This is a genomic window from Bacteroidales bacterium, from assembly GCA_012517825.1.
GTDB lineage: Bacteria > Bacteroidota > Bacteroidia > Bacteroidales > JAAYUG01 > JAAYUG01.
The window spans coordinates 25,827-48,739 of sequence record JAAYUG010000137.1 but is presented as its reverse complement, the minus strand read 5'-3'; the positions used below and the strand labels follow the sequence as shown (position 1 = coordinate 48,739).

At 45.8% G+C, this 22,913-nt stretch carries 20 protein-coding genes; 5 read left to right on the top strand and 15 right to left on the bottom strand.

What is annotated here, in order from left to right:
• Window positions 1-14: 14 nt before the first annotated feature.
• Window positions 15-662, bottom strand: coding sequence for a hypothetical protein (locus GX419_09580; protein ID NLI24943.1), 648 nt, complete (start codon window positions 660-662; stop codon window positions 15-17).
• A 210-nt stretch (window positions 663-872) separates the two neighbouring features.
• Between GX419_09580 and GX419_09575 the strand changes: the two genes are divergently transcribed.
• The gene (locus GX419_09575) at window positions 873-3,431 is read left to right on the top strand and encodes an endonuclease MutS2 (protein NLI24942.1); all 2,559 of its coding nucleotides are present in this window, start codon (window positions 873-875) and stop codon (window positions 3,429-3,431) included.
• 8 nt (window positions 3,432-3,439) lie between these two features.
• Here the strand turns inward: GX419_09575 and GX419_09570 are convergent, their stop codons facing one another.
• From GX419_09570 to GX419_09530, 9 genes are all read right to left on the bottom strand, one after another.
• Window positions 3,440-4,192, bottom strand: a complete 753-nt coding sequence (locus tag GX419_09570) for a hypothetical protein (protein NLI24941.1) — start codon at window positions 4,190-4,192, stop codon at window positions 3,440-3,442.
• Between the two features lie 48 nt (window positions 4,193-4,240).
• Complete coding sequence (locus GX419_09565; protein ID NLI24940.1) at window positions 4,241-5,224, bottom strand: PAS domain-containing protein; 984 nt, start codon at window positions 5,222-5,224, stop codon at window positions 4,241-4,243.
• Window positions 5,221-6,378 carry a PLP-dependent transferase gene (locus tag GX419_09560; protein NLI24939.1) on the bottom strand — a complete coding sequence of 386 codons (1,158 nt, stop codon included), beginning with the start codon at window positions 6,376-6,378 and terminating at the stop codon, window positions 5,221-5,223. Before GX419_09560 ends, GX419_09565 begins: the two co-directional genes overlap by 4 nt.
• An 87-nt stretch (window positions 6,379-6,465) precedes the next feature.
• Complete coding sequence (groL, locus tag GX419_09555; GenBank protein NLI24938.1) at window positions 6,466-8,100, bottom strand: chaperonin GroEL; 1,635 nt, start codon at window positions 8,098-8,100, stop codon at window positions 6,466-6,468.
• A 26-nt stretch (window positions 8,101-8,126) separates the two neighbouring features.
• Entirely contained in the window at window positions 8,127-8,405 is a 279-nt protein-coding gene (locus tag GX419_09550) for a co-chaperone GroES (GenBank protein ID NLI24937.1), read from the bottom strand.
• Window positions 8,406-8,668: 263 nt separating this feature from the next.
• On the bottom strand, window positions 8,669-9,034 hold the full coding sequence (secG, locus tag GX419_09545) for a preprotein translocase subunit SecG (GenBank protein NLI24936.1): 366 nt from the start codon (window positions 9,032-9,034) through the stop codon (window positions 8,669-8,671).
• A 19-nt stretch (window positions 9,035-9,053) separates the two neighbouring features.
• The gene (locus GX419_09540) at window positions 9,054-10,334 is read right to left on the bottom strand and encodes a hypothetical protein (GenBank protein ID NLI24935.1); all 1,281 of its coding nucleotides are present in this window, start codon (window positions 10,332-10,334) and stop codon (window positions 9,054-9,056) included.
• A 6-nt stretch (window positions 10,335-10,340) separates the two neighbouring features.
• Window positions 10,341-10,844, bottom strand: a complete 504-nt coding sequence (locus tag GX419_09535) for an LptE family protein (protein ID NLI24934.1) — start codon at window positions 10,842-10,844, stop codon at window positions 10,341-10,343.
• A gap of 4 nt (window positions 10,845-10,848) precedes the next feature.
• On the bottom strand, window positions 10,849-12,096 hold the full coding sequence (locus GX419_09530) for a sigma-54-dependent Fis family transcriptional regulator (protein NLI24933.1): 1,248 nt from the start codon (window positions 12,094-12,096) through the stop codon (window positions 10,849-10,851).
• 119 nt (window positions 12,097-12,215) lie between these two features.
• Between GX419_09530 and kdsB the strand changes: the two genes are divergently transcribed.
• Window positions 12,216-12,974 (top strand): 3-deoxy-manno-octulosonate cytidylyltransferase, encoded by a 759-nt coding sequence (gene kdsB, locus GX419_09525; GenBank protein NLI24932.1) that lies wholly within the window; start codon window positions 12,216-12,218, stop codon window positions 12,972-12,974.
• Window positions 12,975-13,140: 166 nt separating this feature from the next.
• Here the strand turns inward: kdsB and GX419_09520 are convergent, their stop codons facing one another.
• The 3 genes from GX419_09520 to mltG form a co-directional block, all read right to left on the bottom strand.
• A complete protein-coding gene (locus GX419_09520) occupies window positions 13,141-13,935 on the bottom strand; it encodes a hypothetical protein (protein ID NLI24931.1) in 795 nt (264 codons plus the stop codon).
• Window positions 13,936-13,945: 10 nt separating this feature from the next.
• Entirely contained in the window at window positions 13,946-16,342 is a 2,397-nt protein-coding gene (locus tag GX419_09515) for a TonB-dependent receptor (protein NLI24930.1), read from the bottom strand.
• 197 nt (window positions 16,343-16,539) lie between these two features.
• Window positions 16,540-17,625, bottom strand: coding sequence for an endolytic transglycosylase MltG (gene mltG, locus GX419_09510; protein ID NLI24929.1), 1,086 nt, complete (start codon window positions 17,623-17,625; stop codon window positions 16,540-16,542).
• Between the two features lie 408 nt (window positions 17,626-18,033).
• Here mltG and GX419_09505 point away from each other — a divergent pair, with 408 nt between their 5' ends.
• Together GX419_09505 and GX419_09500 are read left to right on the top strand one after the other, a co-directional pair.
• Window positions 18,034-19,140, top strand: a complete 1,107-nt coding sequence (locus GX419_09505; GenBank protein NLI24928.1) for a hypothetical protein — start codon at window positions 18,034-18,036, stop codon at window positions 19,138-19,140.
• A gap of 126 nt (window positions 19,141-19,266) precedes the next feature.
• On the top strand, window positions 19,267-19,731 hold the full coding sequence (locus tag GX419_09500; protein ID NLI24927.1) for a methylglyoxal synthase: 465 nt from the start codon (window positions 19,267-19,269) through the stop codon (window positions 19,729-19,731).
• A gap of 2 nt (window positions 19,732-19,733) precedes the next feature.
• On the opposite strand, the gene GX419_09495 is transcribed toward GX419_09500, so the two are convergent.
• Window positions 19,734-20,567 carry an HD domain-containing protein gene (locus tag GX419_09495; protein NLI24926.1) on the bottom strand — a complete coding sequence of 278 codons (834 nt, stop codon included), beginning with the start codon at window positions 20,565-20,567 and terminating at the stop codon, window positions 19,734-19,736.
• Window positions 20,560-21,990: a pyruvate kinase gene (pyk, locus tag GX419_09490; protein NLI24925.1), complete on the bottom strand. Its 1,431-nt coding sequence runs from the start codon at window positions 21,988-21,990 to the stop codon at window positions 20,560-20,562. Before pyk ends, GX419_09495 begins: the two co-directional genes overlap by 8 nt.
• Window positions 21,991-22,188: 198 nt before the next feature.
• Here pyk and GX419_09485 point away from each other — a divergent pair, with 198 nt between their 5' ends.
• Window positions 22,189-22,806, top strand: coding sequence for an RNA methyltransferase (locus GX419_09485; protein NLI24924.1), 618 nt, complete (start codon window positions 22,189-22,191; stop codon window positions 22,804-22,806).
• Window positions 22,807-22,913: the final 107 nt, after the last annotated feature.

The window sequence follows — 22,913 nt, the reverse complement described above, 5'->3', positions numbered from 1 at the left end:
TGCAGATTGCCTGGTTATTTCCGGGCGGAAACAAGGGCAGAAACAAGCAGCATAACAATTCCTGCACCAAAGATAATCCATGGGAACTGCGAGGGAATGTACTGCAAGCTCAAATCATACAGTGCCTTGCGGGAAGGTACTGACCACAATTCTTTCAGACTGTAATGTTCCAGAATGAACCTGGAATAGTCGGTTATGAAGGAGATGAACACGATCCCTGCACCGGTGAACATAAGTGTTTTTGCCTGCAAGGAGAACCGGTAGCTTTCCCTGTCACGCGATTTTTTCAATATTATCGCAGCATGAAGGATCATCAGAAGCGAAACAAGAACCGGAGCAATTACAGGTCCTGTCCATGTTACAGGAATCAGGAAAAGAATATCCCAGGTTAAAAACGAATCAGGCCAGTTCAGCAGGAATTTGAGGAATACATAATAGAAAATATCCCACAGGGCAAAACTGTACAGAAACCATGCAAACCGCTCAATAAGGTTTTTCCCGGCAAGAAATCCAATGCCGGCGAGCATAATAAGTGTGGCGGCCTCCCTGAAGAGTTCTGTTACCGCCAGTTTTTCAGGTATCGGAGCCAGCGGAAAAGCAAATCCGCCGGGGTACAGAATTTCGCGCATATAGACAACCACAGCGCTTTCGAGGTACCCCATGGCTATTGAAAAGATGCCGATAACGATGAATTTTTTGTTCAGCGACATATACCTGTATGTTGGTTAGGATATCTTTCCCGAATCAAAGGTAATATACCCTGGTCAATGTTTCTGTATGCTTTTCATTGCCATGTATTACCCGGATTAGCATCTGATGTATAACGAAACCTGTGTACATTGAACCTGGCTGTGGGTATTAACCCTGCCGGAATGAAGTTAATGCTTCTCCTGGAGTGCGCACCATGGTGGAAAATACCCTATGCAGAAGTTGTCTGCAGGCCTGATAAGTTTGAAATGCATTGTTATTGGGTTAACTTTGCCTTTGTTATGCTGTATCCGGAACACATAGAACAGAAACTTGGCTTTGATCAGATTCGCACAATGCTTGCAGAGCAATGTATAGCCAATCCCGGACGGGAGCTGGTTGATGCCATGGCATTTATGACAGAACTGCAAGGTGTGAACGAAGCCCTGCAGCAAACGGGCGAAATGATGGAGATTCTGCAATTTCATGATGCATTTCCTGATCCCGGTTACGATGATGTGCGCCCTGCATTGAAACGAACAGCAATCAGCGGAACATTTCTGGAGCCTTCTGAGATGGGAAAAATCAGGCGATTGCTGACAACAATGGCTTCGGTTCAGGATTTTTTCAAAACAAAGGGATCAGATAAATTCCCTGCTCTGAAGGCCCTTACCGGAGATGTGAAGAAGATGCCCGAGGTGGTCAGACGCGCCGATTCGATTCTGGATGAGAAGGGTGAAATCAGGGATACAGCATCGCCGGAGCTCAGCAGGATCAGAAAGACAATGCATCAGAAGCAGGCTCAGATAGCGAAAGTGATGCAGGGAATTCTTCGTAAAGCCCAGGAAGAAGGGTGGATTGATGAGGGCGAAGGCATAACGTTCCGTGATGGCAGAATGGTACTTCCGGTTCGTGCTACCCATAAGCGTAGCCTGCGCGGTATTGTGCTTGATGCCTCCTCTACCGGAAAAACAGTTTTCATTGAACCTGCCGAAATAGTTGACCGGAATAATGAACTCAGGGAACTGGAATACGAGGAGAAACGGGAAATCATAAGGATTCTCTCGGAATTTACCGATTTCATCCGGCCTCATGCACCGGAGCTGATTTTAATAAATGAACGCCTGGGGTATTTTGATTTTATCCGAAGCAAGGCTCAACTGGCCATCAGACTGAAAGCCGGGATTCCCGTGGTTCGTGATGAACCGATAATAGAATGGAAGGATGCTGTTCACCCCCTGTTATATCTTATCAATCTGCGGGAAAACAGGGAGACGGTTCCTCTTTCTATCAGGCTTGGCGACAAATACCGTATTCTTGTTGTATCAGGACCCAATGCAGGAGGCAAGTCAGTATGCCTTAAAACAACAGGATTACTTCAGTACATGCTGCAATGCGGAATGCCGGTTCCCGCTTCACCAAATTCAGTTTTTGGAATCTTCCGGGATATTTTTATTGATATAGGCGATGAACAAAGTATTGAAAATGATCTGAGTACCTACAGTTCTCATTTATTGCACATGAAATACTTTATTCGGCATGCCGGCACAAGAAGCCTTGTGCTGATCGATGAACTAGGTGCCGGTACCGAACCTTCGCTCGGAGGCGCCATTGCTGAAGCCATTCTGGAAAAACTGAGGCAGACGGGTTGTATTTGTATTGCTACCACGCATTACACCAGTCTGAAGCATTATGCTGCATCAGCTGAAGGCGTGATTAACGGAGCCATGCAGTTCGACAGCGGGCGTATGGTACCGCTGTACAAGCTCGAAATTGGTAAGCCGGGGAGTTCATATGCTTTTGAGATTGCCCGCAGGATAGGACTTCCTGAGGAGATTCTTTCCATGGCCCGCCAGCGGGTCGGAAGCAGTCAGGTCGATTATGATAAGCACCTCCGGGAGGTATTGCGCGATAAGCGCTACTGGGAACAAAAAAGGGAAAAAATCAGACAAACTGAGAAGAAAATCGAGGAAACACTGGAAAAATACACCAAGGAACTGGAGGAAACCAACCGGATGCGCAGGGAATTGCTGGCAAATGCGCGAAAGGAAGCGGCCGCACTGGTGGAAGGACTGAACAAACGGATTGAGAATGCTATCCGCGAAATCAGAGAGGCTCAGGCTGAGAAGGAAAAAACAAAGATGATTCGTCAGGAACTTCAATCGTATGTTTCTGAATCGCTACGAAGACTGGAGGGAGAAAATGCCGTAACCAATGAAACCCCTCGGAACAGGAGCCAGAAAGATAGTACCGGCAGGGAAGAAGATGGAAGGAGTGAACCGGCCTTTGAAAAGGGAGATATGGTTCGACTGACTGATCAGGACATTACCGGTGAAGTACTTGATGTTAACGGACCGAGTGTGCTGGTTGCCTTTGGAAATATGGTAACAACCGTCCCTTTTAATCGGCTGGAGAAAACGGAGGGCGGGCGAAGAAAATCTTTGGATCAGCCTGCCACCGGCAAAACAAGTTCTGCCTGGAATGAACGTTTTCTGAGTTTTGTCCCGCAGACAGACGTTCGGGGCATGCGCGGAGAGGAGGCTTTGCAGGAGGTAGCCCGCCTGCTTGATGAAGCCCTGGTGGTGGGGGTGAGCGAAGTACGCATCCTCCATGGAAAAGGGAATGGCATCCTTCGGTCACTGATACGGGATTATCTGCAGAAGCAACATTTTGTCAGGTCTTTCCGTGATGAACATGTGGAACGGGGTGGCAGCGGAATAACTGTGGTGACTATAGCATCCTGACGGACTTTTCATTCCTCATCCGAAAACCTCGCACCCTGCCGAATGTAAATATACTTTCTGATTAAAAAGTCAGCTTCGTCATTTGTCAGTGGGTTCAGAAAATATTCGGTTGTTCCCGAGGCAAAGACAGCCTTTTTGAAATCTTCGTCATGCCTGTCGGCAACTACTATTACGGGAAAATGCCTGAATTCTCTGCGAAGTCTGAAAAGGATAGCTGGTAATTTATGCAGGTCAGGAAAAGAATAAAGAAACAGTATGTCAGGTTCGGGATGTCTTTTCAATTCCATAAAAAGATCCTTTTCATTGCCGATATATTCGGTCATGACCATCTTGCTGGTACGGAAAGGTTCCGGTACGTTAATCTCTTTATTTTCCTCAAGATTGGCAATCAAAACGCGGGAAAGTTTCTTCTCAACCAATCTTGGCCAGGTATTTTTGACAATATATCCGGGAATGCGGAACATGAAACACGTCCCCTGATAGGGTTTTGAAGAAAGCCATATTTCTCCTTCCAGCATTTTTACCAGCTCCTTTGCAATACTCAATCCCAAACCTGTTCCTCTGTACAACTGGTCATCAACGGCTTTTCCCTTGCGAAAACGCTCAAAAATCGTATGTTGTTCTTTTGGATGAATTCCTATACCTGAATCCTGAACGAAGAAAAGGACCGAATTACTGTTTTCGGGATAGTAACCAAATTCAATGAATCCTGTTTCAGTGAACTTTACGGCATTGTTCAGAAGATTGGAAAGGATCTGCATAAGACGTGATTTCTCGCTGAACAGGACAATATTCGATACGGAAGGTTTCTAGTACCTGACTTCAACTTTTTTACCCGCCCGCACAAACTGAAGTTTATAATATTCAGAAAGTCTTTCCAGCATATCGTCAAGTTCAAATTCGCTTTTATGAAGATGAACTACTCCTCTCTGGATGTCAGACAAATGGAGAAGGTTGTCAATCATTGCAATCAGGTGATTTCCCGATTCCCTGATGTATTCGTAGTACTTTTCTTTCCTGCCGGATGGTATATCGGGGTCGCAGATCAATTCTGAAAACCCGAAAATGGCATTCATCGGGGTGCGAATTTCATGTGAAATATTTTCGATGAATTCAGTCTTGAGTTTTTCTGATTCTTCGGCTTTTCTCAAGGCTTCCTGCAGATTTCTGAAGTTCAGTTTTTGCTGGGTAATGTTGATCAGTGCCCCGGCAACAAACCTCGGTTTTCCTGAAATTTCAGGAACAGGAGAGGCACGCAGTTCAAACCAGTTGTCGTGCGACTGTATTTCTGTAAAAACTTTTTCTCCCGAAAATGCTTGTTCAAGGTAAGCTGTTATTATCTGGCGGGCAGCAATATCAAAGGAAAGTTCATGCAATGATTTTCCCAGTGCCCGTTCCGGAACAAGCCCCAGCTTCGTTGATTCATTACCCTGCAGAAGGATAAAATTCAGCTTTTCATCAACAAGAAAAACCGTAGTATTCGGAAGATGGGATGCCAGAGCATTGTACCATTGTTTATTTTCGTTTATAGTTTTAATAATCAGATCTTTTTTGCGAATTTCCAGCCATACCAGATAGAAGATGACCAATGAGCTTATCGTGACAAAAAACCATCCCTTAATTGTCTGAAGCAGGGTAATGGTATGCGGGTCGGCAACAAAATGTTCCAGCAGCTTGTCTGTTGACAAGATCCAGATAACACTGAGCAGGAAATAAATGACCGCTACCCTGACAGCTGGTCTGAATTTCCCGATTGGGGTCGCTAACAGATCGGTATGATTTGAAAGTTTCATTCAGGGTTCATTTCAAGAGCCTGTTTCAGGTCATGAATAATATCGGTTGCATCTTCAATTCCTGTGGAAAGACGGAGCACTTTGTCTGTAATACCTTCTTTATCAAGTTCTTCCCTGGTGAGGTTGCGATGAGATGTCAATACGGGGGAGCAAATGATTGAATCCACTCCGCCGAGGCTCATAGAAGGCCGGATCAGTTTCAGGCTTTTCTGAAATTTCACCGGGTCGGCCGATCGGAGCTCAAAACTGAGCATCCCGCTGAATCCTTTCATTTGTTTCCTGGCAATCAAATGGCCGGGATGGGAGGGAAGACCGGGATAGAAGACCCTGCTGATGCCCGGATGCTGGGCGAGGAATAGTGCCACCTCCATTGCGTTTTTATTTTGTTTTTCAACACGGATGGCAAGGGTTTTCATGGAACGTTCCAGCAGGTAGCATGTTTCGGGATTTAGGCTTCCTCCCAAATTGAGAGCCATTTTGTACAAGGGTTGTGCAATTTCCTTCGGGGCTATTATTGCTCCGGCACAGATATCGCTGTGTCCGCCAAGGTATTTTGTGGCGCTGTGAATAACAACGTCAATTCCCAGAAGCCGTGGATTCTGGTTGACCGGCGAGGCAAAGGTGTTATCGATTACTGAAATAAGTCCGTGCTTTTTTGCAATTCTGGCGATGCCTTCTATATCGGTTATGCCAAGGAGGGGATTGGACGGAGTTTCGATATAAACCATCCGTGTGGAAGGGCGAATAGCCTGTTCAAATGCTTCCGGTTCGCCGGAGGCGGGGTATGACCATTCAATACCGTACCTTTCCAGCCATCCGTTTATAAAGTGGGTAGTTCCTCCGTACAATCCCCTTTGAAAAATGGCATGGTCGCCTGATTTCAGCAATCCAAAAAGAGTGGTCGAGATAGCGGCCATACCCGAACTGAACAGGATGCCGTCCGTAGTGTCCGGATCGCATCCTTCGAGAAAGATCAGCTTTTCAATTACTGCTTTCTGGTTGGGTAGGTTAAAATAACGGGGATAGGGCCTTACGTCCGTATCAAGGTAAGGGTAGGAAGTGGAAGTATAAACAGGAGTATTGACTCCTCCGGTCATGGGATCAATACGGGTCCCGGCGTGCACGCAGAGTGTATGAAATGACAGATTCCCCATGGTGAACAGATTAATAAGTAAATATAGTAAAAAAAAAAAAGAGGGTGTCAGTGGAGACACCCTCTTTATCTGTTCAATGGGACAATCTTACATCATTCCTCCCATTCCTCCCATGTTGGGATTGCCTGCGCCGTGTTTATCTTCTTCTTCCTTTTCGGCGAGCACGCACTCGGTTGTGAGGAGCATTCCGGCAATGGATGCAGCATTTTCGAGTGCAACACGGGCTACTTTGGTAGGATCAATAACACCGGCCTGGATCAGGTTTTCAAATACTTCGGTACGGGCATTGAATCCGAAATCATCTTTGCCTTCACGCACTTTCTGCACCACAACGGATCCGTCATGACCTGCATTTTCGGCAATGATGCGGATGGGTTCTTCCAGAGCCCTCTTAATAATTGAAATACCGGTATTTTCGTCTTCGTTGTCACCCTTCAGTCCGTCGAGGTCTTTGATTGCTCTCAGGTAGGCAACACCGCCACCCGGAATAATGCCTTCTTCAACGGCAGCGCGGGTAGCATTCAGAGCGTCGTTCACACGGTCTTTCTTTTCCTTCATTTCCACTTCGGTAGCGGCGCCAACGTAGAGTACGGCAACTCCGCCTGACAGTTTGGCAAGACGTTCCTGCAGTTTTTCCTTGTCGTAATCCGAGGTGGTTGTTTCAATCTGGGCCTTGATCTGGGCAATGCGGGCATTGATGCTCTTCTTGTCACCAGCGCCGTTTACGATTGTTGTGTTTTCCTTGTCGATAACCACTTTCTCGGCACGGCCAAGGTCATTCAGTGTGGTGCTTTCGAGTTTCATACCTTTTTCTTCGCTGATCACAACTCCACCGGTAAGCACGGCAATGTCTTCGAGCATTTCTTTTCTTCTGTCACCAAATCCGGGAGCTTTCACAGCGGCTACGCGCAATGCACCACGAAGTTTATTGACAACCAGAGTAGCAAGAGCTTCTCCATCAACGTCTTCAGCAACAATCAGCAAGGGTTTGCCGTTCTGGGCAATGGCTTCCAGAACCGGAAGCAGATCTTTCATCGAGGATATCTTCTTGTCGTGCAGCAGAATGTAAGGATTTTCGAGCACGGCTTCCATCTTTTCCGGATCGGTAATGAAGTAGGCTGAAATGTAGCCGCGGTCAAACTGCATACCTTCAACTACTTCAACATGAGTTTCAGTAGTCTTGGATTCTTCCACGGTTATTACGCCTTCCTTCCTCACTTTCTTCATTGCTTCAGCAATGAGTTTACCGATTTCGATATCATTATTGGCTGAAATGCTGGCAACCTGTTCAATTTTGCTGAAATCGTCGCCAATAACTTTGCTCTGCTTTTTCAGGCTTTCAATTACGTGGGCAACAGCCTTGTCAATGCCTCTCTTCAGATCCATAGGATTGGCACCGGCTGTAACGTTTTTCAGACCCACGTTGATAATTGACTGAGCCAGGACTGTGGCGGTGGTTGTTCCGTCACCGGCATTATCATTGGTTTTGGAGGCAACTTCCTTCAGCATCTGGGCGCCGATGTTCTCAAAATGGTTCTTCAGTTCTACTTCCTTGGCAACGGTAACACCGTCTTTTGTAACCTGCGGGGAACCGAATTTCTTGTCAATAACCACATTGCGTCCTTTCGGACCCAGAGTTACCTTTACCGCATTGGCAAGAGCATCAACACCTTTTTTCAGCTGATCTCTTGCATCAATATCAAATTTGATTTCTTTTGCCATGTTTGTATTGTTTTAAAGGTTAATACTCAGATAATAGCCAGTATGTCACTCTGGCGCATGATCAAATAATCCTTGCCATTATAGCTGATTTCCGTACCGGCATATTTTCCGTAAAGAACAACATCACCGGCTTTTACTTCCATTTTTTCATCCTTTGTTCCCGGACCAACGGCTACTACAATGCCGCGTTGCGGCTTTTCCTTTGCGGTGTCGGGGATGATAATTCCGCTGGCAGTTTTTTGTTCAGCTTCCTGAGGTTCCACAAGAACCCTGTCGGCTAAAGGCTTGATTTTCACTTCTGACATATTGGTATCGTTTTAGGTTAAACAAAATTTTCTACCGCCTTTTAATGGCACATACTGTGCCAAAAAATTCCATAGCCATTATTGTGTTTTCATCAGTAATGGATAATTTTGGGGAGCAGTTGCGTCTATTTAATTAATAATCAATTTTTTGTGAATGAACATTTGGTAATGGTTTATGAAATGGCTGATGGCAGAAGAACAAAAAAAATGTCAGCATGTTCTGACATACTGACATTTTATCAGATTTTTATCAAATAACCCTGTCAGGGGTTTTTCTTTTCCTGTGCTGGTTGTTCCTGATTTTGCTGTTGTGTTGGCTGGGCAGGTGTGCCAAAATTGGGCATGGCATTGGGATCAATGGCATTTTCAATCTGGTCTTTCATAAGGGATTCACGGTTGGCTGTCTTGCGCGGCATGGTGGCTGCAGCAGCAAGAGAAAGTACCAGCAGGGCAACCGCCAATGTCCATGTTGCCTTTTCAAGAAAATCAGCAGTTTTCTTAACCCCCATTATCTGATTGGTTGCGGCAAAACTGGAAACAAGCCCTCCTCCTTTTGAGTTCTGAACGAGAACAACGAGAATAAGGAGCACACAAACGAGCAGGATAATTGCTGAAATTACGTAATACATGGCAGATTTTCTTTAAATTTTATTGAATCAGTTTTTTTATTTCTTCAATTTGCGCTGCAAAGTAAGCGTTTTTTTCCGGATATTTCAATGCCAGTTTTTCATATGCCTGAATGGCCTTTGTGTAAAGCCCCTGGCGAAGATAGATGCGTGCCAGGGTATCTGTTATGAAACTGTCATTTTCCTTGACGCTGTGTTCAGAAATATCGCCCTGGGGAATATTCTCAATACCGGAAGTGTCAATCCGCGGATTGCTTTTCAGAAAATTTTCAATCAGGATATCTTCCTTTCGTTTTGTGAGCGTTTCTCTGGCTTCAGGTTCTGCAGGAGGCAGCTGACTAACGGCCTCGAGCCATTCGGAGAAGGAGTATTCCTGTTCAAAGTATGGTGGTATGGATGCATCACTGGTATTTTCCCGGTCAGGTTCAACGGAAGGCTCTCTGGTATTATCTTCTTCGGGAGGTGACGGAAGCGGAAAATCGGCTGCGGTTGGTTCAGCAGTTACGTTGTTTGTGGCTTCTCTCCCGGCAAGGGTTTCTATAGTTGTAAGATCAGCCGGTATAGGTTCTTCGGGTGGAATATTTTCTGTGGGTGAACTATTTCCTCCTTCCAGGGTAAGAAGTTCAGCCGTAGAATCCTGACTTTTTTCAGCGGAGGGAAGATCTTCAAGCAAAACGTTTTCCGGAGTAATAATTCCAATCACCGGTTCAAATTCGAGTTCAAAATCTTCCGGTTCATCCGACAGGGCTTTTGCCTGACGTGACAGGACCTCCGAGATCTGGCTGCGAAGGGTGATTTCTTTATCAGGAGGTTCCCTGACGGGTTCCAAAGGTTCATGAGCAGTTTCGGAAACAGCAGATTTTTGAACACTTGCGGTTTCTTCTGTTACACTTTCAGGTTCTTTTTCGGGCAGGGTTTCGGGTGGTGCTTCGGTAGGAATTTCTTCCTGATGGTTGGTGTCGGTTGGTTTTTCTTCTGTTTTTTCGCACGGTGTCTGCAGGGCTTCTTCAGCCGGTTGTGTTATTTCTCCGGTACTTTCCTGGAAACAGGCAGTTTCAGTATGCAGAGCCATTTTAACGGGTGCCGTTACCAGCATGATGTCGTGGCCGGAAAGGAAAGAACGCCAGGCCTCAAATTCATGGGTAAAAGCCGGATTTTTAGTATGGCGCCAATGCCGGAGCAATACTATACGAGGGGTAGAAAACCATGGGAACCTGTCGATAAGTTCACGAAGTTCAATAACAATTTCCTCGTGCAGGGCATGATCATCTTTAAGGATGCTGTATAATTTTTCAGGCTCCATTTCTCACTACCAGTTAACGAAGGCTTTATTGAAAATATCTTCGGTAAGAAGTTCCAGAATGTCTTTGATAAGGTCCTGTTCCACGGCTGCCAGGCTCTGGTTGGCGTCATAGTCTTTGTAGCGGGAGAAGGTTGACTCGAAACTTTCTTTGGGATTCACCGAATTGGTATAGCGTACTCTTACGTCGATGGTCAGACGGTTCTGGGCAGGCCGGTCGTTGCCGGTAATGGCCGTTGCCCGGGTTTCATACCGCGTAATTTCACCCGAAAAATCAGCATCGCCCACACCGGTTACCAGACGGAGTTTTGTCTGGGAACGGATTTTTTCGCGAAGGGCTTCGGTCAATTGCTGGCTCAGAGTTGGCACAACAATGGGTGCCCGGTTGGCGAAATACTGCACGGAATAGGTCTTCATCTTCGGGTCGATGCTGGCTCCTGAGAAAGAATAGTTTACCGTGCATCCCTTCAGAATTAGTAATGACAGCAAAAGAAAAATTCCTGATCGGGACATACTTCTATGCAAGATTATATTCTTTAATTTTCCTGTAAAGGGTACGTTCCGAGATTCCAAGTTCCTGGGCAGCATTTCTTCGTTTTCCATTATGTTTTTCAAGTGCTTTCTTTATTAATTCCATTTCCTTTTGGGCAAGAGACAGGTTTTCTTCCACTATCTCCTCGGTATCCTGTATGATGGTGCCGGCTTCAGGAGCAACTTCAATGGTAGGCCGGAAATTTGCACCCAGAACACCTTCGCTGGTGTTATACAGCTTTTTGATAATGTGTGCATTGTTTTCCATTACCCCTTCGTCGGCTTTCCCTGATTTGATCATTTCAAGAACCAGCTTTTTCAGGTCGTTGACATCATTTTTCATGTCGAAGAGAACCTTGTAAAGAATTTCTCTTTCGGAAGCAAATGAGCGTGCATCATCGGAGCGGAAGAGGGCAGGGAGCTTTACATCAACATAATCAGGCAGGTACTTTTTCAGGGTATTTTTGTCGATTACACGGTTATGTTCAATTACCGATATCTGTTCGGTAACGTTTTTCAGCTGCCGTATATTCCCCGGCCATTCATAGTTCTGAAGCATTTCCATTGCTTCCGGCTCCATGGTAATGGGAGGCATACGGTACCGTTCGGCAAAGTCAGTGGCAAACTTGCGGAAAAGCAGTGGAATGTCTTCTGTCCTTTCCCGTAAAGGCGGAATATGAATGGGCACAGTATTGAGCCGGTAGTAAAGATCTTCCCTGAACTTACCCTCCTGAATGCTTTTCAGGATATCGATGTTGGTAGCAGCTATCACCCGTACATTGGTTTTCTGCACTTTGGAAGATCCTACCCTGATAAATTCTCCGGTTTCAAGTACACGAAGAAGCCGTACCTGAGTAGCCAGGGGCAGGTCGGCCACCTCGTCCAGGAAAATAGTGCCGCCGTTGGCAACTTCAAAATATCCTTTTCTGCTTTCATGAGCGCCCGTAAAGGAACCTTTCTCATGGCCGAAAAGTTCGGAATCGATTGTGCCTTCAGGAATAGCACCACAGTTTACCGCAATATAGGTTCCGTGCTTACGGATGCTGTACTGGTGGATTATTTGCGGGAAAACCTCCTTGCCGGTGCCACTTTCTCCCGTAATGAGAACCGAAAGATCTGTAGGGGCAACCTGTCGGGCAATATCAATGGCACGGTTCAGCCCCGGGCTGTTGCCTATAATCCCGAAGCGCTGTTTAATCTGTTGTATTTCTTTGTTTTGCGTGAATGTTTCCATAGAGGGTGTTTCCTGTTCCTGACAAAAGGTATTAAAACATGACAAAATTACAATATAATTACTATTTGGAACCAGATGCAAAATGATATTTTTACACATTCATTCTTTACATCTGTTTTATGTTGTTTCTGGGAATAATACCTGCCCGGTACGCTTCGACAAGATTCCCCGGGAAACCGTTAGCCATGATTCATGGAAGGCCAATGATTCAGCACGTATATGAAAGAGCTTCACGCGTAGTTCCGGAGGTGTGGGTGGCAACCGATGATGAGCGCATTGCGAAGGCCGTGGAGCAGTTTGGTGGGAAGGTTGTTATGACCGGCCGTCATCACAGAAGTGGCACCGAGCGGTGTGAAGAAGCCTTACGACTAATCAGTCTCCGCCTGAACCGGCATTTTGACGTTGTTATTAATATCCAGGGTGATGAACCTTTTATTCAGGAACGGCAGCTGCAGCAAATCATGGAATGTTTCGATGATGAAACCACAGCCATAGCCACTCTGGTAAAACGGATTGATAAAAAAGATGATTTGTTTAATCCCAACATCCCGAAAGTGATCGTTGGCAGGCAGGGACAGGCTCTGTACTTCAGCAGGAATGTCATTCCGTACCTCAGGGATGTTCCCGCGGATGAATGGATTACCCATAAGCTCTGGCTGAAGCATATTGGTTTATATGCTTACCGGAGTGAGATTCTGAAGACGATTACCCAACTTTCACCGGCTCCTCCCGAGCTTGCCGAATCACTTGAGCAACTCCGCTGGCTGTGGCACGGATATTCCATCCGGGTGGCGGAAACTGACATAGAAAATATGGCAGTTGATACACCAGAAGATCTGGAACGGATTAACCAGATGAAATTTCCTGATAATGAATGATGTGCTTATTCCGGCGATCCGCATTTTCTTTTCAGGGAAGGCGATAAAACACCCATGTATTGCAAACACAAACGCCTATGAACAAAAATCAGATCATGCGTGTTTCCCCGCTTTGGCGGGGCAGGCTATCCGACCTTTGAAAATCAATTTTGTTCGGATCTTCGGTTCAACGGGAAGGGGAAGGAAGAGATTTTGCGGCATCTCCATGGCAGGTCACTTTAATTGACCGGGCAATCTGAAGTGCCGTTGTCATAGTGGCCAGGTCGTTATACAGATTGCCATCTTTCCCACTGTAGTGGCTGCGTCCGATCACCTGCATCTCTGCTCCCCTGACGTCTCTGGTAAGATCGATGGTGGCACTGTAAACCAGGGCTGGCTGGCTGGAGGTCTTATATTCCTGATCATCGGGAAATTTATTGTTGGTCCAGTATTCATTCCAGTCCCACGACTGGTTGATTTCCAGCATGACCCTGAAAACCTGCAGAGCAGTGTCAGCAAGCCGTGACTGGATGATGAAGTTGTTCTGAGGTGTAGGGCCAGAGACTGCATCGGGCAAAGGGTTTTTCGAAGTGGGAAGGTACAGTCCGTCTTCGGCTTTTATTCCCCACTTGTGGCCCCAGTAAGGCAAAGCAGCCGGCCTTCTTATTTCTCCGGGCATCCATTGACCTCTGCTGTTGTCAGCATGCCGGAATACTCCCTTTGCTATTGATTCAGCCACATAGATGTTCTGAATGAATCGGCCTGAGGTATCTTCGATCCACACAGCCATTAACGGATGATTATGATACTTCCCTTTCTCAAACTCAATGGTAATAAGAGGTCCTTTTTCTTCCTGGTTTGTGATAATAGTTTCCTGGGCAGGCGCCGCATCGGTCGGGGAAGTCTTGCTCTGACACCGGGTAAGGAAAACTATCAGCAGAATTCCGGTCATTACGGAAACGGCAATAGGTAGATTTTTCATAGGTAAAGTGTTAAAACTGTATGATGATGCCTACAGTAGGTAAAACCGTTCCGGCAGCATTGTCTGCAATTTTTTTCAGTTCGTAACGGGGAGGATCTCCTGCAGGAGGCAAAGGGGTTCCTGATGCATCTTCGGCGCGGACAAGAATGTCTGGACGGTTGGCCTTAAAACCGTACACGTTCTGAACATCCATATAAGCTATGAGAGACCATTTATTGAAAAAGAACTCTTTGTCTATCCGCAGATCAAGCTGATGAAAAGCCCGAAGCCGCAACTGGTTAAAACGTGAATAATCGAGGTAGGCTCTTCCCGATGCATCCCAGGCTTCCTGCAGGGAAGATTTTTCGATGTCGAAAGGAGTATAGGGTGCTCCGCCTACATATCTCCATTTCAATCCTGCGTTCCAGCTTTTTCGGAATTTGCGGAGCGCGGTAATGTTCAACAGATGACGGTTATCCCATGCACTGGGATAATAAACAGGACGGAATCCTTGAAATTCACTGCGAACAAATGTGTAGGAAACAATGATGTTCATTCCAGCCAGGTCTTTGTTCCGGTAGAACAATTCCATGCCGTAGGCTCTTCCTCGGGCTTTTGATACAAGAGGTTCGTTACCGAAAACCTCGAAGTCTCCGCCTTTGCTGGCAATGGCAATACTGTCTCGAAGCGAAACGGGATAATTCCGGTACCACTTGTAAAAACCTTCCAGGGTAAGCCGTGAATTCTCGTTGATCAGAAATTCGGGGCCGGCTACCAGGTGATCGGATGCAATATACCGCAGGTTATTTTTCAGGTTCACCAGGTTTCCTTCATTGTCTCTTAAACCAAGGGCAGTGTATGGGGGCATCTGGTAATAGCGGCCAACATTCATGTTCATAAATACTTTGGGAAGCAATCCGTATGAAACGGATAGTCTTGGCGATAACTGATCAAAAAGGTTCGACATGCTTTTGCTGTAATTGTTGGCATCTGCCCTGATTCCCATCGAAACTGTCAACCTGCCTCCCATCAGTTCACGGCTTGCCTGACCAAATATTCCCCATTTCCAGACAGTTAGTTCTGAGGAATAGTCAATGATAAAAGGATTGATTTCAAAAACTTTCTGGTATGTTGTGTTTCGGTACCGTCCAAATTCAATATTTCCTCCCAGATTCGTTTTCCAGTCTCTGCGGATGCGTGCATTGTTTTCGTAACGGAATTTGATTTCGCCCTCGCCTGATGCATAATCTAATGTTTTGAGGGAATCAGTTTCTATGTTGTTTTTGAATTTAATCACTGCATTGTTGAGGTAGTTCCGGCTCAGAACCCAGGTGTCGTAACTGTTTTCGCGGTAATGCCTGTAGAGTAGTCCGAACGTGTAAGTGTACTGTTTGTTTTCGGGGAGGTATCCGAGAATGTATCTCTGAATTTCCGTTTCATTGGCTTTCAGATTGAGTTTTGAGTTATCCAGGGAGCCTAAACCCATAATAATGATTTCATTTTTTGTATCCGGACGCGAACGTATTTTAAACTGGAAATCATTGTAAGTAGGCAAAAATGGGAGACCTAGGGCGCTGAATAAAAACTGCAGATAGGAGCGACGGGCTGAGAGAAAGTAGGTTGTGTTGCTGTTCAATGGCCCATCAAGTGCAAGAGCCAGGTCAGATGCCCCGACCGAGCCCCTGAATTTTGTCTTATCCCTGTTTCCGTCAATCGTGCTGAATTCGAGCACAGAACTCAATGCGTTCCCCCTCGATGCAGGGAAAGCACCCGAATAAAAATTTACTTCCCTTATCAGATCAGCATTGATAATTCCAACCGGACCACCGCTGGCCCCCTGTGTGGCAAAATGATTGAGGTTAGGAATTTCCACCCCATCAAGAAAAAAACGATTTTCACTCGGTCCGCCACCTCTCACGATTACATCGTTGCGGTAGGCGGGGGTAGATGCAACTCCGGGAAAAGCCTGAATAACACGCGAAATATCCCTGTTTCCTCCCGGATTCTTTTCAATTTCCTCAATGCCAATCCTCCGCAATGAAACAGGACTCTCTTCGCTCTTTCTGAACGGGGAACTCTTTACAACAACGGCATCCAGTTCAACAAGGGTTTCTTCAAGAGGAATTTCAATATAGACCTTATTGGCATTGGTTACAAGTATTTGTTCAGAGACATAAGGCTTAAAACCAACAAACGTTACCCGCAGTTCAACATAACCGGGAGCGAGGCCTGTAAAAAGAAATCTTCCGTCAAGGTCGCTTGTACTTCCAATATTGGTTCCCCAGATGACAATGTTGGCAAAAGGAATGGGTTCATTGTTCCGTGCATTGTATATTCTTCCTTCGATCATTCCTTTTTCGCTCTGCTGGCCGGTTAACCAGAGCAGGGGAAAAAGAAACAAAAAGATGGTTATCAGGTATTTCTGCATTTTTCGTTTTTTATTAATAACAATCCGGCGGGCGTTTTGTTGAATTGCTATAGTAAATTGTTAAACAACATCTCTGCTTTTGGCTAATATACAACGATCAGATCTTTCCTGCAATCCTTAAGAATAGTTGCGGAAATGGTTTTTCCATTGACCTGGGCGTTGTTAAGCCAGGAGTGAAAATATCAGTCAAACAGAAATTATCGGTAGACCCCCATTTTATTAAGAGCCCTCTGGTATTGCCGTGCGTATTCCAGATGCTGCGCCAGGCTTTTCGAAAAATAATGTTCTCCTGACAGATCTTCTTTGGCACAGAAATAAAGGTAATCGTGTCGGGTATACTGAAGGACTGCTTCGATGGCCGAAATGGAGGGTACTGAAATGGGACCGGGCGGCAAACCGGTGTATTTGTAAGTATTATAGGGAGAATTGATTTCAAGATGCTTTTTAAGGATGCGCTTCACTCCGTAATCTCCAATAGCAAAGCGAATGGTCGGATCGGCCTGCAGAGGCATCCCTTTGGCCAGACGGTTCATGTAAACTCCGGCAACTGCAGGTTCTTCTGATTTTACAAGACACTCTTCATCAACAATAGAGGCGAGTATACTTACTTCAATAGGGGTCAGTCCGATGGATTCGGCCTGCTGCCTGCGTTTGTCGGTCCAGAACTTCTTGTATTCCCTGTTCATCCGCAGGAAAAATTCACGCGCACTAATATTCCAGTAAAACTCATAGGTATTGGGAATGAACATGCAGAGAATTGTTTCACGGGTAAATCCGAGGTTTTTCAGAAAGGAATCGTTTCTGAAAAAAGACAGCAATTCGAGCGAATCCGGCTCTATCTGTCGGGCCACAACTCCCGAAAGCTGGGCTGATGTCCGTATGTTATGAAACATCACCTTCACCGGGGTTTGCCGTCCGGCCTTCAGCATATTGATGAGGTTCCGGTTGCTCATTCCGTTTCTGGCCACATAGTGTCCGGGATGAATTTTTTTACTGTATCCGCTTTTTTGAGCCAGCCAGATAAAGGATTTCCTGTCGGTGATGATCTTCTGTTTCATCAGTATGTCAGCAACATCGTCCAGTGTCGATCCCGTTGGAATATAAATATGGGCCATTTCCGGCTGGCTGATATGGATTCCGGAACCGTAAATTTTTCTGTATCCAATATAAAATATCCCGATCAATGCCGCCGCAAAGAAGAAACCGGCTATCACCAAAATGCGGGAGATGGTCTTCTTCCCTTTTTTTCGTTTCGTTCGTTTAGGTGTTTTGGCAGTTGCCATAGGTTTTTGTTAAAGCTCCCTGATGGTATCCCAATGGAGGCGACGAAATTAACCAAGTTTCATGAAATATAAAATTCAGCTCTGTGGAAAGAAGGCTTTCAGATACAGAGGGCTATATTTTAGGTTTATTTCCTTTGAATTCAGTATGTAAGCTGGCAGGTGCGGATTCCAATGCCTTTCGACAAACGAGGACCTGGTACCTGAGGATGGCAGAAATCTGTTTTTTTGATGGAGAATAGGCCTGAAATGCAAAAAATTCCTAAATTAGCGCTGATTCGTTTTCTGGCATTGCAGCTCTGCACCCGGATGAAGGCATGGATCAGGCAGGATATCAGAATCCGTGCAGAGATTTGCCTGGAAATAAGGATAATGTGAACGAGAGGCCTTTAACAAACGATATACCTCTGCATGGAACTCGGGCAGATTTTTCAGCTTTACCAGCTTCTGAAGGAAGATACACTGAGTTTCTTCTACCAGGGGTCATTCAGTGACGAGATTACCGACAAAATTATCGGACTGAGTGAATACAGCATATCCGTTCGGCAGGATCAGGCCCGCATGAGCAGCAAGGTTTCCTTTCTGATGGCCGAATGTTTTCAAAATGTGGTACGGCATGGTACGGAAGCGGATGCTTCCATTGTAAAACACCGGTATACGGGTATGTTCAGCACACGGCACATAGGTGCCTCCTATTATATAGCTTCCTGTAACCTGGTTAAAAAAGAAAATATTGATTTTTTAACCTCGCGCATCAATGAGATCAACCGGCTTGACAAAGATGATCTGAAGAAAATGTATCTTGAAAGCCTTGAACACGAAGGGCTTTCGTCAAAAGGAGGTGCAGGGCTCGGACTTATTGAGATGGCAAGAAAATCTGGGCAGAAACTTGAGTATTTATTCGAGCCATTTGATCAGGAATATTCCTTTTTCTATCTGCAGATTAAAATGAAATCTCCTGATGTGCAGAACCAAAACGGAGAAAGCATTCCTATTCATCAGACCGTGGAATTTCATAATCTGATGATGCAGAACAATTTCCTTCTGATGCACAAGGGCGATTACAGCAGAGAGTCGGTTATTCCCATTCTCCGTATGCTGGAAAATAATCTTCGCAGTCAGACTGATATCTTCAAGTATAAAAAGAAGGTGTTTCACATTCTGGTAGAAATTCTTCAGAATATCAGCATACATTCATTTGCCGAAAATGGCATACATCATGGAATTTTTGTTCTCGGAATGCAGGACGATTCGTATAATGTTCTGGCCGGAAACTATGTTGCCGCCGAGGAAACCGATGAACTGAGAACCCGGCTGGATCATCTGAATTCTATGAACAAGGAAGAAATGAATAGTTTGTACAAAGCTACGCTCCGGCAGGGCAAGTCAACCAAGCGAGGAGGTGCTGGTTTGGGTCTGATTGATATTGCCCGCGAAAGCCTCCGGAAAATCGACTACAAGTTTTACCCGGCTGATGATAAAAAGTCCTTTTTTCTGATGTCTGTGGCCATCCGTTGAAATTTATGCTTTCGGGTTTATTTGTTGGCCATATTGAATATTCACAGTATTTTCATGTACTTTTAATTTTCGGATTGATTTACATCAGACAGTTTATCGTTATTTTTACCCCGTAATGCTGAGAATATGGAAAGAATCAAAAGAATTGCTCTGGTTGCACACGATCACCGGAAGAAAGATCTTGTGGAATGGGTCGAATGGAACTGGCAGGAACTCATAAAACACAAACTCATTTGTACCGGCACCACCGGAAGAATGGTTGAAAATGCCTTGCGGCGAAAGGCAGGGCAGGATGTGTCCATCAGTCTTAAGAAGCTCAAGTCAGGGCCGCTGGGTGGTGATCAACAACTGGGTGCACTGGTAGCTGAAGGGAAAATCGACATTCTGGTTTTTTTCTGGGATCCCATGCAGCCCCAGCCTCACGATGTGGATGTCAAAGCTCTTTTACGCATTACCGTGCTCTACAATGTTCCAACTGCCTGTAACCGTTCAACGGCCGATTTTCTTATTTCATCGCCGCTGTTCAATGAGCCGTATCAGCAGCGTCTTAAGGATTATTCAGATTACATCAACCGTTCGGTTACCATTTAATTTCAGAAAGCCCCAAGTTCTTTTTCAAAATCCCTGGCCCACTGCCGGATAAGAAAAGGTGTGCCGGGATGCTGGATAATTTTTTGGGCAAAAGTGATGGGAGTATGCTTCTGCTCCAGTATAAGTGCAGCAATTTTTTCCGTCAGGAATGCAAAATCAGTTAACCCGGCAGGGGTGCTCATGCAATCAGAGAAAAACTGGCGGGTGTATGAAAATCTTTTGAAATGGGTCTGAAGAAGATCGGAATCTGCCGGGAACATTTCCCGCATCCGGTTAAAACGGCTTTCCAGATTGGGAAGGATATTTCCGGGAATGTTCCGGGAGGGTATTCCCCGTATCAGATAAATTTCGGTATAGCGGTAAATGCCGGTTGCACCGAACGCATCAAGATCGTCTGCCACATGAAGCAAAGCAAGCAACCGGCTTTTCATGTCTTTTTCTCCGGCTGCTTCCATGGTGTCTTTCTGATCGTGCTCCGCAACAATGGATAGAAGAATATCTGCTTCAGGAATAACCGTTCCGGTTCGTTGAAGGAAATCGGAACAAAGATTTCTGCTGAACTGACCATGACGGGGACCCGGGTCGATGCTCATACCCGTGTCGTGAAAGAAACAGGCCAGCAGGAGAATCTCTGTTTCTTCAGCAGACAACAGGTACCTGTTGCCGGCAGAAAGTATGATTTGCCTGGCATAATTCCATACCCGGGCATGATGGGAACAATCATGCGACGGCAGGAAATTATTGGAAAAGCAACGCAAACATTCTTTCTTCAGGATGTCCAGCCACTTATTCTCAAGCAGGTTGAGGGTTTGCAGAAAAGAACCCTGATCAGACATAACTCAGTTTGATCATGTTGGTTTGTCCACGGGCGTTAATTGGAATACTGCCAACGTGAATAATTACCTGATCGTCGGATAGGAATTTATTCTCTTTCAGAAACTGGGTTGATTGCTGAATGGATTCATCGGTATGATCTGATTTGTCGTAATAAAAGGCGCGCACACCCCAGACCAGGGAAAGACGGCAGAGAAGGGCTTCGTTCCGGGTAAACGTATAGATGGAGGCTTTGGGCCGGTGGGAGGCAATGCGCATCGGTGTGTAACCGCTGAAAGTAAAGGTGACTATGGCTTCTGCCTTGGTTTGTTTTGCCATATGGCAGGCGTTGGCACAGATGGAGTCGGGCAGAAAGGTACGGGAAAGTTCGTACGGGGCATGTTCGCGATAGTACTGATAAGCATGTTGTTCCGTATAGCTTATGATCTGCTGCATAGCCCTGATTACTCCGGCAGGGTATTTCCCTACGGAGGTTTCTCCGCTCAGCATAAGAGCGTCGGCACCGTCGAGTACAGCATTGGCCACATCGTTGGCTTCGGCCCGTGTAGGCCGGAAACTGGTGATCATGCTTTCCATCATCTGGGTGGCAATGATCACAGGCTTTGCTTTTTCAATGCACTTCTTTACAATCATTTTCTGAATCAGTGGCACTCTGTCGAACGGAATCTCCACCCCCAGATCACCCCGTGCCACCATGATCCCATTGGCCATGTCAATGATTTCGTCAATTTCATTCAGTGCTTCCGGCTTTTCAATTTTGGCAATGATCCATGCATGTTTCTTTTCCTGCCGCATGAGCTCTTTCAGGTCAAGAAGATCGGCAGGTTTCCTTACAAACGAAAGAGCCAGCCAGTCAACTCCTTCCTGTAAAGCAAAGTGGGCATCTTCCTTGTCTTTTTCTGTAAGGCTGGGGAGGGAAACCTTCGTGTCGGGCAAATTGACCCCTTTGTGGGAAGAAAGAATACCTCCGTTTAAAACTATCGCCTTTACCGAATCAATACCATTGGTGTCGGTAACCTTCAGCCGGATTTTCCCGTCATCAATGAGCACAATGTCGCCTGCCTTAACATCCGCAGGGAATTCTTTATAGCTCATATATACGCGTTCGCTGTTTCCAACAAACTCATGACTGGTTATAAAGGTAAGCTCTTTTCCTTCTTCCAGCATGGCACCGTTGTTTTCGATCTCTCCCACGCGCAGTTTAGGCCCCTGTAAATCGCCCAGAATGGCCACATGGGTGCCCAGTTCCTGATTCAGACTGCGGATGATCTCTATTACCTTTCTGTGTTCTTCATGTGTTCCATGCGAGAAATTCAGCCGGCACACATCCACTCCTTCAAGAAACATCTCCCTGAGCACTTCACGTGATGAGCAGGCCGGGCCAATTGTTGCTACAATCTTTGTGCACGAAAATGATTTTTCCATCTTGGTTCGAATTTCACGGGCAAATATACGTATTCCGGCTGTGAATGTGTTTTTTGTGTTGCATAAAAATAACGAAACCACCGAAATGATTGCATTCCTAAAACATATTACATTTGCAGGGTGGAAAATAGCGAGATACTTGATTTTCTGAGGCAATTCATTTCGGAACGGAGGTTCAACCGGTTTTGTGAAGTGGTGATGCACCGCACCCGCTATCTGACGGTTGTGCTGGAAGATATTTATCAGCCGCACAATGCCAGTGCCGTTCTGCGAACATGTGACTGCCTTGGTGTTCAGGATGTGCATATTATTGAGAACCGGAACACCTTTTCTCCCAATCCTGATGTGGCACTGGGAGCCAGCAAATGGCTGACGCTGATTCATTACCGCGAAAAAACCGAAGACAATACACGGATTGCTCTTCATAGGCTGAAAGAAAAAGGATACAGGCTGGTTGCCACAAGCCCTCACCGCAAAAGCCATACGCCTGAGGATTTTGATCTGAACAGGGGGAAAGCTGCCCTGCTTTTCGGCACTGAATTGACAGGCCTGAGCGAAACCGCTTTGTCAATGGCCGATGAATACTTACAAATTCCCATGGTAGGGTTCACGGAAAGCTTTAATATTTCCGTAACAGTTGCTATCACTCTTTATACCCTGACCCATCGCCTCCGCGCATCCGAAGTACCCTGGCAGTTGTCTTCCGGTGAGCAGTTGGAACTTTTACTGGAATGGACAAGAAACTCCGTAAGAAATCCGGAGGCAATTGAAAAATGGCTTCATGAGAAGAAAACAGATGCTGAAAAATCTTCCTGATTCACGGTGCATGTTCCCGATAGTGAAAAGCCGGATGAGGTATGATTTCAGGTATTTTTGGCTGAAGAACAGTGAAAAAACGCAAAAATTTGCTTATTTTTGAGCTC

What these genes read in the sequence shown, in the direction of transcription:
- GX419_09580 (NLI24943.1), bottom strand. Translation starts at nt 662, where the DNA reads ATGGGGTACCTCGAAAGCGCTGTGGTTGTCTATATGCGCGAAATTCTG.
- GX419_09575 (NLI24942.1), top strand. Translation starts at nt 873, where the DNA reads ATGAAGTTAATGCTTCTCCTGGAGTGCGCACCATGGTGGAAAATACCC.
- GX419_09570 (NLI24941.1), bottom strand. Translation starts at nt 4,192, where the DNA reads ATGCAGATCCTTTCCAATCTTCTGAACAATGCCGTAAAGTTCACTGAA.
- GX419_09565 (NLI24940.1), bottom strand. Translation starts at nt 5,224, where the DNA reads ATGAAACTTTCAAATCATACCGATCTGTTAGCGACCCCAATCGGGAAA.
- GX419_09560 (NLI24939.1), bottom strand. Translation starts at nt 6,378, where the DNA reads ATGGGGAATCTGTCATTTCATACACTCTGCGTGCACGCCGGGACCCGT.
- groL (NLI24938.1), bottom strand. Translation starts at nt 8,100, where the DNA reads ATGGCAAAAGAAATCAAATTTGATATTGATGCAAGAGATCAGCTGAAA.
- GX419_09550 (NLI24937.1), bottom strand. Translation starts at nt 8,405, where the DNA reads ATGTCAGAAGTGAAAATCAAGCCTTTAGCCGACAGGGTTCTTGTGGAA.
- secG (NLI24936.1), bottom strand. Translation starts at nt 9,034, where the DNA reads ATGTATTACGTAATTTCAGCAATTATCCTGCTCGTTTGTGTGCTCCTT.
- GX419_09540 (NLI24935.1), bottom strand. Translation starts at nt 10,334, where the DNA reads ATGGAGCCTGAAAAATTATACAGCATCCTTAAAGATGATCATGCCCTG.
- GX419_09535 (NLI24934.1), bottom strand. Translation starts at nt 10,844, where the DNA reads ATGTCCCGATCAGGAATTTTTCTTTTGCTGTCATTACTAATTCTGAAG.
- GX419_09530 (NLI24933.1), bottom strand. Translation starts at nt 12,096, where the DNA reads ATGGAAACATTCACGCAAAACAAAGAAATACAACAGATTAAACAGCGC.
- kdsB (NLI24932.1), top strand. Translation starts at nt 12,216, where the DNA reads ATGTTGTTTCTGGGAATAATACCTGCCCGGTACGCTTCGACAAGATTC.
- GX419_09520 (NLI24931.1), bottom strand. Translation starts at nt 13,935, where the DNA reads ATGAAAAATCTACCTATTGCCGTTTCCGTAATGACCGGAATTCTGCTG.
- GX419_09515 (NLI24930.1), bottom strand. Translation starts at nt 16,342, where the DNA reads ATGCAGAAATACCTGATAACCATCTTTTTGTTTCTTTTTCCCCTGCTC.
- mltG (NLI24929.1), bottom strand. Translation starts at nt 17,625, where the DNA reads ATGGCAACTGCCAAAACACCTAAACGAACGAAACGAAAAAAAGGGAAG.
- GX419_09505 (NLI24928.1), top strand. Translation starts at nt 18,034, where the DNA reads ATGGAACTCGGGCAGATTTTTCAGCTTTACCAGCTTCTGAAGGAAGAT.
- GX419_09500 (NLI24927.1), top strand. Translation starts at nt 19,267, where the DNA reads ATGGAAAGAATCAAAAGAATTGCTCTGGTTGCACACGATCACCGGAAG.
- GX419_09495 (NLI24926.1), bottom strand. Translation starts at nt 20,567, where the DNA reads ATGTCTGATCAGGGTTCTTTTCTGCAAACCCTCAACCTGCTTGAGAAT.
- pyk (NLI24925.1), bottom strand. Translation starts at nt 21,990, where the DNA reads ATGGAAAAATCATTTTCGTGCACAAAGATTGTAGCAACAATTGGCCCG.
- GX419_09485 (NLI24924.1), top strand. Translation starts at nt 22,189, where the DNA reads ATGCACCGCACCCGCTATCTGACGGTTGTGCTGGAAGATATTTATCAG.